This is a genomic window from Synechococcus sp. WH 8101 (genome assembly GCF_004209775.1).
Classification (GTDB): Bacteria; Cyanobacteriota; Cyanobacteriia; order PCC-6307; family Cyanobiaceae; genus Synechococcus_C.
Genome location: NZ_CP035914.1, coordinates 539,503 through 552,146, shown reverse-complemented (window position 1 = coordinate 552,146; position 12,644 = coordinate 539,503). Strand labels below are relative to the sequence as shown.

Sequence of the window (12,644 nt, the reverse complement as noted above, 5' to 3'; positions counted from 1 at the left end):
ATTTACTGTCATTAGTTTTCTCCTTTGTTTTAATCAATATCAAACGACGTGCCATCACTATTGATACCACCACGAAAATGTCTTCGCTTTGATGGGTTGTAGTTTCTGGCGTATTGGACTTTTGTTCGGTTGCCAGATGAATCTGTGTATGTTTTGCCAGAATTGCTGACGCCAAAATCACTTCTCCGTCGTTCAGATTTGAACTTTACTTGGTTCCATTTGAGTTTATTTGACTTCCTGAGTTCGTTGGCACGCTTCTTGGCATTTTCAAATCCACGAACTCCCCGTGCCAAAACAGCATTCGTATCGGTTCTGTAGATGTAAAACGTATTCTCTTCCAGTAATAATTCAAAAGTTTCTGGCAACGAAACCCATTCTTTGCTGAGGATTTCTTCAACTTCTTCTTCTAAGAGTTCTTGAAGAATCTCTTGGAGTGGTAATGATGGAGATTCATACAGCATATCTCGATTTGTGTTGAGTAAAGTATCTTTTGCTTTTTCTCTAAATTGCTTCAAGGTCCATTTTGGTTTGACTGCTGATTCATCAAATCCGACTAACCCACCAACATAAATCAACTTGGAATCATCTTGTTGTTGTTCTCCACCAGTGAATGTATTTGTCGTGGCAGTATTGGTGGAGGTTTTCTTATTTTGTTTTGTCTTTTTTCTTTTATTATTATTTGTCATAACACTTTCTTTCCTGTTCTCTTGAATTCCATAAATGCTCTGGTTATCATTTCTGTGAACATCATATCCATCTTGGTATTATGTTTTTTGGATAACTCTTCAAGCATTGAATAAGTAAGGTTATCCATTTTCAATGTTTTCATAGTTTTTCTCCTTGTAGTTTTCTTTGGCGTAGTTCTTCGCTAATTCTTCTTTTTACCCATCCAGATTTTGTTGAATATGTTTGTTGACATAACTCATCAAACTTTTTTAATAAAGGAATCTCGTAATCGCTAAAGTAAATGCTAATAGTTTTACCTTGAGTTTCATTCATATGTTTCTTTTGATATGGTTTACTGAATAATCCAATAGAATCTCTATTGATTATCTGTAGTTATTTATATAGTTTTTATCTTAAGTTGAATTGATGTTCTTCTGTTGCTGAAACCTAAGACCACAACCGAAGAGTATTTCTTTTTGATTTTCTATTGAGTATTTCTTCCTATGCTTCTCTTGAGTATTCTTCTGTTGTTTTCCTCAAGTAGATTTTTATTTGATTACTCTTGATTATTTTAATTGATGATTGAAGAGGTTGCTCTTGATTGTTTTTCTGGTGTAATTCTTGTGGTGACCCAAAGGATTCTTGAGTTCCCTAATGGGTCTTAAAGATAACTCTTTAAGTGGTTATCATCTCTACCTCTGTTATTTATACAAAATACCTCACCATCCCTCTTTGTGTTAGCATTCCGTAACATTTGACATATCAGCAAGAAAGATATAAAATAGTCCTCTAAGTTGAATCAGTAATATGCCAGCAAAAAATTACAGATATTCCCGTTGTCACAACAAAAACTCTTTAGAGGTCATCAAGACACCGCAGATGCTCGCCAGGATTCAAGCGATTGATGAGAGGCATCTACAAGACGCTCTAACGGGTCAGGAGCAACTCAAAGGGGATAGGCATGGTTGGAAGGGGAAGTGCCCTTTCTGCTCCTCCTGGAGGGCACAGAAGAAGCAGAAATACGAATCCTACAAACCAGCGTATTTGACTGTTGGCGGGAATGAAGGATATGTGTTTCACTGCTGTGCTTGTGACACGACTTTAACCACCTTCAAGTTCTTGGCAAAATCTCAAGGCGTTGACGTTGCTGAAGGATATGCCCAAGAAAGATGGGACGCTGGGCAACTTTGTGGTGGCGGTTGGAACTGTCCATTGCCACAAAAGGCGAAAGAGCATCTCCTGAGCGAGAAAGAGAAGCGTCGTCAGGCATACCGCCTTGCCGAGCAAAAGAGAAAAGCGCTCAACTACCAGCGAAAATACGGATCGAGTCCTCACTGAATACGCTTGAGCATCCTGGAGACGAGCGAAGGGTGAAACTTCCCTCCCCTCTGGGTTTTGACACCGCTGTGGTTGAGAGCATCACAAATCTGTCTTAAGGATGCCCCCTGTCGTTTCAGGGGCATGATGACCGAAGCAACTTTGCTGGCATCTGCTGTCGCCTTTTCAGACCGTGCTTTCGCCAGTTTCTCCAGGTGAATTACGGGAGCACCCAGTTTTGTGCCTCTTGCCTTTGCTGCTGCCAGTGCTGCCTTGGTTCGTTGAGATATGAAGTCCCGTTCCTGCTCCGCCAGGCAGGCATAGATATGGAGTTGGAACTTATCAGCAAAGGGCATCTGGGCAACCTTGAACTCCAGCGACTTGTCCTCCATCAGTGTGGCAATGAAGGAGACCCGCCTGGACAGGCGATCCAACTTGCTCACAACGAGCACGGCACCTTGATTCTTCGCCATGGTGATAGCGGTATCCAAAAGGGGGCGGTCGTCGTCCTTCCCGCTCTGGATTTCCACAAACCGCTCGATGACCTCGTAGGGGGTGTCGGCGTAGTTCTCCAGAAACAGGTCGATGTCCCGCTGCTGTGCCTCAAGACCAAGACCGCTACGTCCTTGGTCTTGAGATGAGACACGGAGGTAGAGCAAATAACGCCTCATGTCCTATTTTGATACGTCCGTTTGAATCAGGACAGAATACTCGACTTCAGCGCTCTTGCCCAGTCAAGTTGATTTGCTATTAGAAAAATCAATCAGACTGAACTCTTTTGACCATTTGCCACTCGCTTGGCGTGAATTGGTCTTTAACCTGCTCAATAAGATTATCTCTATCAATAAAACGTAGATATGTTTCTCTAAGCATCTTGGCGCTAGTGTGAGCATTTTCGGCAAACTGATGAATCCACCGGTCAGTTCCAAGTAATGGCACTTCCTCAAGCGTCAAGCGTAATGAGGTATGCCTCATGCAAGTCCATGGTTTTTTGCCCAAGTTAAAATCTGGCAGGCAGATTGATACAGCGTCTTTCAGTAAACCATTGAGAGTTTCAAGGCAATTGCTTTCCGCCTCTCTATGTTGCTGGCGGTCAACCCATGGCAAAATTAAATAACCATTTGGTCGCCTCTTTAAAATTCGCTTAATCGTCATGTAGTGCTGAGGTCGAAACGCCCTGGTTGACTTTTGCTCTCGATTCCCCTTCGTGTCTTCAAGAAAGCAGTAGATATTATCGCCTTCGTCCTTGAACCACTCGCTTCGTAGGCGAGACATATCCTCCGCTCGGAGATAAAAATACCATTGGAATTGAAGAGCATCGTATAAATCTACGTAGTTCCTAATGTTCTTTTTATTCCTTGAGGTCCAAGGCAGGGTCTCGTATTCGACCTTGCTGAGGTCCTTAAGGACAGCACCCTCTGTCAGGTCGACAAGGGTTTTCATCAAAAGGGTCCACCCAGCACTGGGAATGTGATTTGGTGCTCTTTTTTGTCTTGAGACAGGAGGAAACTCAAGAAGTCGAAGGGACGAATATCTCTCTGGTGTAGTTCGCCTTGCTTCCTTGAACAAGTGATTGAGAAGCGCCCGAAGTTGCTCTTTCTGTCCAGACATTGTGACACCTTTTGAAAGGTCTCTTCTGGCATCCAAAACTGCCCAATAATCTTCCATATCACCAGCGGTGATTTCGTCAAGCGGTTTGCTTGCCCAGGGTTGATGCTTGATTCCATATTCGTTGCCCTCCCACAGCAACTTTTTCTCCCTCCACTTGCCAGGATTTCGACGAGTCTTTTCTACCTCCCTGCTAAACCATTGTTCCCAATACCTCTCCAGCAAAAACTCTCTCTCTATCTGGTGAGTGGATATTATTTGACGGTTTTCACGTTGCTTCTCTTGGACCCAGGCAATCGCTCTCTTGCCTGCCTCCCAAGGGTCGTCCGTGCCCATGGACGCCGAGATGGCGAGTCGCTTGCCACCTTTGCTTCTACCGCCATTGGGACGGGGATCGTCCTCTATGGGGGGCAGGAACTGGGCAACAAGGTTTTTGGTCCTGGAGACCCTCTTTAGGCGGAGGTCCTGTGGATACGCCCCCTTTAGACCGAGATGCCTCGCCACGTTGAGGGTCTTCCAGTCTTCGGGCAGGGGTCTGGGCATCCCTAGGATTCACCTACCAATGACCGACACCAGGCGGACCTTGGCACCAACCATCACAAACCTCAATGGTAGGTGAGCGGTAGGTGAGTTGTCACATCACCCCTGTATATGGGGTCTTGCTCGGCGCTAAACCCACTGAATATGGTGTTTTGGGGCGGTTTTCGGCGTCTTGAACCCAGTTCAAATCTGGGTCCTGGCATGCCTTTTTCTCTCCCATGCCTCAGTTCGGAGAGCTCAACGACACCCGTCAGTTCAACAACGCCGACAGCTTCGCCATGGCCTTTGACGAGGCCTGGAAGCGCAGTGTCAACGTCGATGGCGATCAGGATGTGACGACCCGACTCGCTTCCGTCATGAGCAGCCTGGAGGGGCATCCCTTCATGGAAAGCTCATCGGATCTGGCCCGCCAGGTGGCCGAATTCCGCCTGAGACTTCTCAATCTCTGACGCCATGTCTGCTCCTCTGAATCGTCTGGTGCGCCTGCTCTGTGGGAGCTTCACCAACGAGGCACAGGCCTTCGAGAATCCACCGCTCTACGCCCACATCAACGTGACGGTGCGCCCCTTGCCGCACCTGGAGGCGGGCATGCTCCTGCTTGAGCAGGCTTACGCCCTTGCCCCGGCCGAGCCCTACCGGATCCGGGTGCTCGAAGCGCGCCAGGAGGGGGACGCCCTGCACGTGCGCAACCACTCGCTCACGGATGCGCAGCGCTTCTGGGGCGCCACCCTGAATCCACACCAGCTGACCGCCATCGGCAGCGACGATCTGCAACTGCTCGAAGGGTGCACCTATGTGGTGAGCCCGAAGGGGGATGGCTTCAGTGGCGAGGTGGAACCTGGCTGCCACTGCATGGTGGAACGCAAGGGACGCACCACCTACCTGGTGAGCCAGTTCGAGATCGACGCCGCCGGCATGAGCACGATCGACCGCGGCCACGACCCTCAGACCCATGAACAGGTCTGGGGATCACTGGCGGGACCGTTTCAGTTCCGCCGCGTGGACGACTACTCCAGCGACATCCCGAGCCACTGGAACCTGGAATAAGGCGGAAGCCTCACGCCAACGGCTTAAGGCATCTCCACCAGCAGCCCCTGCTCCTCTTCCCCATTGAGATGCATGTCATCGGCAGGGATGGCATCAACGGGGAATTCCTGGCTCTCCTCTTCCGGGAAAGGATCAGATTCGTCCCAGACCGGAGCCTGCGGCTCCACAACAGACGAGCCAAGTCGCCGTTCAAGCCGGCTGAGTCGTGATTCGGTGGCGCTGAGTAGCGCGGCCGCACCCTCCCAGTCGGATGCCTCCGGCGCCTCGAGCCGCTGCATCTGTTGCTCAAGCTCCTGAAGACGGAACTCCACCTGCAGCATCCGTTCGGTCAACGACTCACTCACGGCCGTGAGCAAGCTCAGTTGTTGACAGAGGCGGCTTTGAAACAGCTGCTGACCTTGCAGGGCGTCCATTGCCACAGGTGGGTGTTACGCCGGATGGTATCGGCGATTCAGGCACAGACCAGTCCTGCCGCACACCAGCGCCAGCCCTGGTCTTGTAACGATTCTGAAAGGCTTGGATCTGTCATCGACTCTCTCCATAGGATCCAGATCGAACATGTCTTGAGCCTGAGGCAGGCCATTGCCTCAACCAAGCTTCGTCACCCCGTGCCAATGACACTCGCCAACGCGTCCTACCTGGGAATCGAGCGCTACACGCAGCCCGCCCAGGAAAACTGGACCAACAGCTCAGAGAATGATCGCGCCGCCCTGATCCGGGCTGCCTATCAACAGGTCTTCGGCTATCAGTACATCCTGAGCAGTGATCGCCTGGAAGGCCCGGAATCCCTGTTCCGCCGCGGCTACCTGAGCACCCGCGAGTTTGTGCGTCAACTGGCGAAGAGTGGTCTGTATCGCAAGCGCTTCTTTGAAAATTCCAACCCCTATCGGTTCATTGAGCTGAACCACAAGCATCTGCTTGGCCGGGCACCCCAAAACAAGGCCGAGATGCTGCACCACTTCACGATCCTACAGGAGCAGGGTTTTGATGCCGAAATCGATTCCTACATCGACAGTGCCGAATATCAGGAGCGTTTCGGTGAAGAGGTGGTGCCCTACCTGCACGGCTGGAACTACAGCGCCGGCCAGCAGGGTCTGCAGTTCTCCTACATGCTGCAACTGAGCCGCGGCGTAGCCGCTTCGGTGAAGGGTGACATCTGCAAGAACCAGTCGCGCCTTAACCCTTCAGTGCATGCGGAAGCCCCCGTGCCGGTGGTCAGCCCCAATGCCAAGGGCAATGTGTTCCGCAAGGTGGGCACCGATGGCGTGACTCGCCAGGGCGTGGGCGCCGCCGAAGAGGGGCGCACCTTCCGGATCGAAATCACCGGTCTGAACAACTACCGCCTCCACAAGCGCAGCAACCGCGTGCGTTTCGTGCCCTTCAGCAAACTGCTCGACACCCAGCGCCAAATTCAGCGCGAGGGCGGCCGGATCGCCAGCATCACCACCGTGAACTGACATTTCAGGGTCAGCTGTTTCCTCTCACCATCCAAGCCATGAAAGTCTCTGCCGGCAGTCGCTCCTCGGGCTTCGCCTCCAGTCGCCAGGTCACCTTCAAGGTCACCGGCATCGCCAACAACGACTTCATCCGCACGGCCGACACCGTGATGCAGGTTCCTTACACCCGCATGAACGAAACCATGCGCATGATCCAGCGCCTGGGGGGCCGGATCGAAGAGGTCAGCGTCAGCGGTGGCGACCTCGGAGCCAATGGTGGCGGTGAGGGCGCCGCCGCCAAACCAGCCCGCCGCACCCGCAAGCAGGCGGAAGGGTGACGCCTCAGTCGCGATGTTCCAGCCCCCCATCTCGGGGGGCTTTTTTCATGACAAGGCCAAGTACACCTCGCACTCCGTAACAGGCAGAACACTCTCCAGGCCTGGGATATCGGCGACGGAATGACCTTTTGTTAAAAGGCTCGCGCCGGGTTCTCATCTTCTTGAAGAATAATCGGCGAGCACGAGCGGTAGCCATCGGCATCCCGCTCCCTGCCAGGGATCCAGGCCCTCACGACTTGGCTCTCAACCCCCAACCACTCCCGACCCCTCGTCGAGAACAGGAGCTTTCTCAATGTTCGACGCCTTCACCAAGGTTGTTGCCCAGGCTGACGCCCGTGGCGAATTCATCAACGCCGGCCAGATCGATGCTCTGGCTGCCATGGTTGCTGACAGCAACAAGCGTATGGATGCCGTGAACCGCATCACCTCCAACGCTTCGTCCATCGTCACCAACGCCGCTCGCGAACTGTTCGCTCAGCAGCCCGCCCTGATCGCCCCCGGTGGTAACGCTTACACCCACCGCCGCATGGCTGCCTGCCTGCGCGACATGGAGATCATCCTCCGCTACGTCACCTACGCCGCCTTCACCGGCGACGCTTCCGTGCTGGAAGACCGTTGCCTCAATGGCCTGCGTGAGACCTACCTGGCCCTGGGCGTTCCTGGCGCTTCCGTCGCTGAAGGCGTTCGCAAGATGAAGGACGCGGCCATCGCTATCGCCAACGACAAGAACGGCATCACCGCTGGTGACTGCTCCGCTCTGATGTCTGAAATCGGCACCTACTTCGACCGCGCTGCCGCTGCTGTCGCCTGATCCGGCTGCGCCGATCAACCCTGGGTGATGACGTTTAAGGCCCATCACCCCGTGATTTCTCATCAGAACACCTTCGTCTTTTCCAACAATGAAGACCCCCCTCACCGAAGCCGTCGCCGCCGCTGATTCCCAGGGCCGCTTCCTCTCCAACACCGAAATCAACGCTGCTTTCGGTCGTTTCGAGCGTGCCGCCAACGCTCTGGCTGCTGCCAAGGCCCTCACCGCCAACGCTGATTCCCTCGTGAACGGCGCTGCTCAGGCTGTGTACAACAAGTTCCCCTACACCACCCAGATGCAGGGCAACAACTACGCAGCTGACGCTCGCGGCAAAGAGAAGTGCGCCCGTGACATCGGCTACTACCTCCGCATGGTCACCTACTGCCTCGTGGCTGGTGGCACCGGCCCCATGGATGAGTACCTGATCGCCGGTCTCGACGAGATCAACCGCGCTTTCGAACTCTCCCCCTCCTGGTACGTCGAAGCTCTCAACTACATCAAGGCCAACCACGGCGTCTCCGGCGACGCCGGCGTCATCGCCAACAACTACATCGACTACGCCATCAACGCTCTCGTCTGATCGCGTTCTCGCTTCTTCTCATCGCCCCCTCCAACGAGGGGGCTTTTTTGTTGCCATCCACTCCATCCAGCTCGCCATCATCAACGCCTCTGGCAGGTAACGAAGTACTGAGTTTCTGAGAGGTCAGCGAACAATCGATTGAGACTGTCGTGATTGCGACAGCGCAAGCCGAGGGCCGGCTTCACTGATCGCAATGACCTCTCCACTCCCACCAATCCCCAAGCACATGGCTCTGAAAAATGCGGCCTATCTGGGCATCGAGCGCTTCCGCGCTGAACGCAATCGTGAAAACTGGAACACAGGATCTTCAAACGACAAAGAAGCGGTGCTTCGCGCTGCTTATCAGCAAGTCTTTGGTGGCCAATACATCATGGACAGTGAGCGCCTTGATGGCGTTGAATCCTTGTTTCGCAACGGATATCTGAGTGTGCGCGAACTGATGCGCAACTTGGCCAAGAGCGGGCTGTATCGCGAGAAGTTCTTCAATAACTGCAATCCCTATCACTTCATCGAACTGAACCACAAGCATCTGCTCGGCCGGGCACCCCAGAACAAGGCCGAGATGCTGCACCACTTCACGATCCTGCAGGAGCAGGGTTTTGATGCCGAAATCGATGCCTACATCGACAGCGCTGAATATCAGGAGCGTTTCGGCGAAGAGGTGGTGCCCTACCTGCACGGCTGGAACTACAGCGCTGGTCAGGAAGGGCGCCAGTTCTCCTGGCTGATGCAACTGGCACGCGGTGCTGCCGCCTCCGTCAAGGGCGACACGGCCGGCCGCCAATTCCGACTCGGCAAGGCCCTGCACCAGAATCGCGCGGTTCCGGTGGTGAGTCCGGCGGCCAGCGGCGCCGCCTTCCAGCCCACCCAGGTGGCCAACGAGGGCATCACACAGATGATGCAAGGAATCGGCCAGAAAGCGAAGATGTATCGCATTGAAGTCACCGGTCTGAACAACTACCGCCTGCACAAGCGCAGCAGCACGGTCCGCTTCGTGCCCTTCAACAAGTTGCTGGAAACCCAGCAGATGATCCATCGCCAGGGTGGTCGCGTTGCCAGTGTGACGCCCGTGACCTGAGCTCTGTCCTGCTCCCGTCACCAGCCAACGCCCCCCGCCCTGAAGGGCAGGACGGGGGGCTTTTTGTGGTCCACCGCAGACCCGAACAAACCGGATGACCCTTTGTTAATGGTTGCGCATCAGACCAAAGAGGAGCACGCAAACTATCTCTGTCAGCGCTTCGCTCTCACTGCGATGGCGTCGACACGAGCATCCAAGCCCTCACGTCTTGGCTCTCACCCCCAACCACTCCCGACCCCTCGTCGAGAACAGGAGCTTTCTCAATGTTCGACGCCTTCACCAAGGTTGTTGCCCAGGCTGACGCCCGTGGCGAATTCATCAACGCCGGCCAGATCGATGCTCTGGCTGCCATGGTTGCTGACAGCAACAAGCGTATGGATGCCGTGAACCGCATCACCTCCAACGCTTCGTCCATCGTCACCAACGCCGCTCGCGAACTGTTCGCTCAGCAGCCCGCCCTGATCGCCCCCGGTGGTAACGCTTACACCCACCGCCGCATGGCTGCCTGCCTGCGCGACATGGAGATCATCCTCCGCTACGTCACCTACGCCGCCTTCACCGGCGACGCTTCCGTGCTGGAAGACCGTTGCCTCAATGGCCTGCGTGAGACCTACCTGGCCCTGGGCGTTCCTGGCGCTTCCGTGGCTGAAGGCGTTCGCAAGATGAAGGACGCGGCCATCGCTATCGCCAACGACAAGAACGGCATCACCGCTGGTGACTGCTCCGCTCTGATGTCTGAAATCGGCACCTACTTCGACCGCGCTGCCGCTGCTGTCGCCTGATCCGGCTGCGCCGATCAACCCTGGGTGATGACGTTTAAGGCCCATCACCCCGTGATTTCTCATCAGAACACCTTCGTCTTTTCCAACAATGAAGACCCCCCTCACCGAAGCCGTCGCCGCCGCTGATTCCCAGGGCCGCTTCCTCTCCAACACCGAAATCAACGCTGCTTTCGGTCGTTTCGAGCGTGCCGCCAACGCTCTGGCTGCTGCCAAGGCCCTCACCGCCAACGCTGATTCCCTCGTGAACGGCGCTGCTCAGGCTGTGTACAACAAGTTCCCCTACACCACCCAGATGCAGGGCAACAACTACGCAGCTGACGCTCGCGGCAAAGAGAAGTGCGCCCGTGACATCGGCTACTACCTCCGCATGGTCACCTACTGCCTCGTGGCTGGTGGCACCGGCCCCATGGATGAGTACCTGATCGCCGGTCTCGACGAGATCAACCGCGCTTTCGAACTCTCCCCCTCCTGGTACGTCGAAGCTCTCAACTACATCAAGGCCAACCACGGCGTCTCCGGCGACGCCGGCGTCATCGCCAACAACTACATCGACTACGCCATCAACGCTCTCGTCTGATCGCGTTCTCGCTTCTTCTCATCGCCCCCTCCAACGAGGGGGCTTTTTTGTTGCCATCCACTCCATCCAGCTCGCCATCATCAACGCCTCTGGCAGGTAACGAAGTACTGAGTTTCTGAGAGGTCAGCGAACAATCGATTGAGACTGTCGTGATTGCGACAGCGCAAGCCGAGGGCCGGCTTCACTGATCGCAATGACCTCTCCACTCCCACCAATCCCCAAGCACATGGCTCTGAAAAATGCGGCCTATCTGGGCATCGAGCGCTTCCGCGCTGAACGCAATCGTGAAAACTGGAACACAGGATCTTCAAACGACAAAGAAGCGGTGCTTCGCGCTGCTTATCAGCAAGTCTTTGGTGGCCAATACATCATGGACAGTGAGCGCCTTGATGGCGTTGAATCCTTGTTTCGCAACGGATATCTGAGTGTGCGCGAACTGATGCGCAACTTGGCCAAGAGCGGGCTGTATCGCGAGAAGTTCTTCAATAACTGCAATCCCTATCACTTCATCGAACTGAACCACAAGCATCTGCTCGGCCGGGCACCCCAGAACAAGGCCGAGATGCTGCACCACTTCACGATCCTGCAGGAGCAGGGTTTTGATGCCGAAATCGATGCCTACATCGACAGCGCTGAATATCAGGAGCGTTTCGGCGAAGAGGTGGTGCCCTACCTGCACGGCTGGAACTACAGCGCTGGTCAGGAAGGGCGCCAGTTCTCCTGGCTGATGCAACTGGCACGCGGTGCTGCCGCCTCCGTCAAGGGCGACACGGCCGGCCGCCAATTCCGACTCGGCAAGGCCCTGCACCAGAATCGCGCGGTTCCGGTGGTGAGTCCGGCGGCCAGCGGCGCCGCCTTCCAGCCCACCCAGGTGGCCAACGAGGGCATCACACAGATGATGCAAGGAATCGGCCAGAAAGCGAAGATGTATCGCATTGAAGTCACCGGTCTGAACAACTACCGCCTGCACAAGCGCAGCAGCACGGTCCGCTTCGTGCCCTTCAACAAGTTGCTGGAAACCCAGCAGATGATCCATCGCCAGGGTGGTCGCGTTGCCAGTGTGACGCCCGTGACCTGAGCTCTGTCCTGCTCCCGTCACCAGCCAACGCCCCCCGCCCTGAAGGGCAGGACGGGGGGCTTTTTGTGGTCCACCGCAGACCCGAACAAACCGGATGACCCTTTGTTAATGGTTGCGCATCAGACCAAAGAGGAGCACGCAAACTATCTCTGTCAGCGCTTCGCTCTCACTGCGATGGCGTCGACACGAGCATCCAAGCCCTCACGTCTTGGCTCTCACCCCCAACCACTCCCGACCCCTCGTCGAGAACAGGAGCTTTCTCAATGTTCGACGCCTTCACCAAGGTTGTTGCCCAGGCTGACGCCCGTGGCGAATTCATCAACGCCGGCCAGATCGATGCTCTGGCTGCCATGGTTGCTGACAGCAACAAGCGTATGGATGCCGTGAACCGCATCACCTCCAACGCTTCGTCCATCGTCACCAACGCCGCTCGCGAACTGTTCGCTCAGCAGCCCGCCCTGATCGCCCCCGGTGGTAACGCTTACACCCACCGCCGCATGGCTGCCTGCCTGCGCGACATGGAGATCATCCTCCGCTACGTCACCTACGCCGCCTTCACCGGCGACGCTTCCGTGCTGGAAGACCGTTGCCTCAATGGCCTGCGTGAGACCTACCTGGCCCTGGGCGTTCCTGGCGCTTCCGTCGCTGAAGGCGTTCGCAAGATGAAGGACGCGGCCATCGCTATCGCCAACGACAAGAACGGCATCACCGCTGGTGACTGCTCCGCTCTGATGTCTGAAATCGGCACCTACTTCGACCGCGCTGCCGCTGCTGTCGCCTGATCCGGCT

The 12,644-nt window shown here is 55.0% G+C and carries 16 protein-coding genes; 12 read left to right on the top strand and 4 right to left on the bottom strand.

The features are described from left to right. Nucleotides 1-29: 29 nt before the first annotated feature. Nucleotides 30-686 (bottom strand): hypothetical protein, encoded by a 657-nt coding sequence (locus tag SynWH8101_RS02680; protein WP_130128449.1) that lies wholly within the window; start codon nt 684-686, stop codon nt 30-32. Nucleotides 687-1,473: 787 nt separating this feature from the next. Between SynWH8101_RS02680 and SynWH8101_RS02675 the strand changes: the two genes are divergently transcribed. Then, entirely contained in the window at nt 1,474-2,004 is a 531-nt protein-coding gene (locus tag SynWH8101_RS02675; protein WP_130128448.1) for a hypothetical protein, read from the top strand. On the opposite strand, the gene SynWH8101_RS02670 is transcribed toward SynWH8101_RS02675, so the two are convergent. Continuing rightward, the gene (locus tag SynWH8101_RS02670) at nt 1,998-2,642 is read right to left on the bottom strand and encodes a recombinase family protein (protein ID WP_254428020.1); all 645 of its coding nucleotides are present in this window, start codon (nt 2,640-2,642) and stop codon (nt 1,998-2,000) included. The two genes, SynWH8101_RS02675 and SynWH8101_RS02670, sit on opposite strands and share 7 nt — an antisense overlap. Before the next feature lie 100 nt (nt 2,643-2,742). Continuing rightward, nucleotides 2,743-4,134 carry a hypothetical protein gene (locus tag SynWH8101_RS02665; protein WP_130128446.1) on the bottom strand — a complete coding sequence of 464 codons (1,392 nt, stop codon included), beginning with the start codon at nt 4,132-4,134 and terminating at the stop codon, nt 2,743-2,745. 215 nt (nt 4,135-4,349) lie between these two features. Here SynWH8101_RS02665 and SynWH8101_RS02660 point away from each other — a divergent pair, with 215 nt between their 5' ends. Together SynWH8101_RS02660 and SynWH8101_RS02655 are read left to right on the top strand one after the other, a co-directional pair. Next, the gene (locus tag SynWH8101_RS02660) at nt 4,350-4,580 is read left to right on the top strand and encodes a hypothetical protein (RefSeq protein ID WP_130128445.1); all 231 of its coding nucleotides are present in this window, start codon (nt 4,350-4,352) and stop codon (nt 4,578-4,580) included. Between the two features lie 4 nt (nt 4,581-4,584). Further along, complete coding sequence (locus SynWH8101_RS02655) at nt 4,585-5,178, top strand: chromophore lyase CpcT/CpeT (protein WP_130128444.1); 594 nt, start codon at nt 4,585-4,587, stop codon at nt 5,176-5,178. A 23-nt stretch (nt 5,179-5,201) separates the two neighbouring features. Here SynWH8101_RS02655 and SynWH8101_RS02650 read toward each other — a convergent pair whose 3' ends face one another. Beyond that, nucleotides 5,202-5,591: a hypothetical protein gene (locus SynWH8101_RS02650; protein WP_130128443.1), complete on the bottom strand. Its 390-nt coding sequence runs from the start codon at nt 5,589-5,591 to the stop codon at nt 5,202-5,204. A 201-nt stretch (nt 5,592-5,792) separates the two neighbouring features. On the opposite strand from SynWH8101_RS02650, the gene SynWH8101_RS02645 reads away from it, so the two are divergent. From SynWH8101_RS02645 to SynWH8101_RS02605, 9 genes are all read left to right on the top strand, one after another. Then, entirely contained in the window at nt 5,793-6,635 is an 843-nt protein-coding gene (locus SynWH8101_RS02645; RefSeq protein WP_130128442.1) for a phycobilisome rod-core linker polypeptide, read from the top strand. Nucleotides 6,636-6,673: 38 nt separating this feature from the next. Then, nucleotides 6,674-6,952 carry a phycobilisome linker polypeptide gene (locus tag SynWH8101_RS02640; RefSeq protein ID WP_130128441.1) on the top strand — a complete coding sequence of 93 codons (279 nt, stop codon included), beginning with the start codon at nt 6,674-6,676 and terminating at the stop codon, nt 6,950-6,952. 292 nt (nt 6,953-7,244) lie between these two features. Beyond that, nucleotides 7,245-7,763 (top strand): phycocyanin subunit beta, encoded by a 519-nt coding sequence (locus tag SynWH8101_RS02635; RefSeq protein ID WP_007100570.1) that lies wholly within the window; start codon nt 7,245-7,247, stop codon nt 7,761-7,763. A gap of 88 nt (nt 7,764-7,851) precedes the next feature. Further along, nucleotides 7,852-8,340, top strand: coding sequence for a phycocyanin subunit alpha (gene cpcA / locus SynWH8101_RS02630; protein ID WP_007100568.1), 489 nt, complete (start codon nt 7,852-7,854; stop codon nt 8,338-8,340). A gap of 226 nt (nt 8,341-8,566) precedes the next feature. After that, complete coding sequence (locus tag SynWH8101_RS02625; RefSeq protein WP_130128440.1) at nt 8,567-9,418, top strand: phycobilisome rod-core linker polypeptide; 852 nt, start codon at nt 8,567-8,569, stop codon at nt 9,416-9,418. Nucleotides 9,419-9,681: 263 nt separating this feature from the next. Next, nucleotides 9,682-10,200, top strand: a complete 519-nt coding sequence (locus SynWH8101_RS02620) for a phycocyanin subunit beta (protein WP_007100570.1) — start codon at nt 9,682-9,684, stop codon at nt 10,198-10,200. Between the two features lie 88 nt (nt 10,201-10,288). Further along, nucleotides 10,289-10,777, top strand: coding sequence for a phycocyanin subunit alpha (gene cpcA, locus SynWH8101_RS02615; protein WP_007100568.1), 489 nt, complete (start codon nt 10,289-10,291; stop codon nt 10,775-10,777). Between the two features lie 226 nt (nt 10,778-11,003). Then, nucleotides 11,004-11,855: a phycobilisome rod-core linker polypeptide gene (locus SynWH8101_RS02610; RefSeq protein WP_130128440.1), complete on the top strand. Its 852-nt coding sequence runs from the start codon at nt 11,004-11,006 to the stop codon at nt 11,853-11,855. A 263-nt stretch (nt 11,856-12,118) separates the two neighbouring features. Then, on the top strand, nt 12,119-12,637 hold the full coding sequence (locus SynWH8101_RS02605) for a phycocyanin subunit beta (RefSeq protein WP_007100570.1): 519 nt from the start codon (nt 12,119-12,121) through the stop codon (nt 12,635-12,637). Nucleotides 12,638-12,644 lie beyond the last annotated feature (7 nt).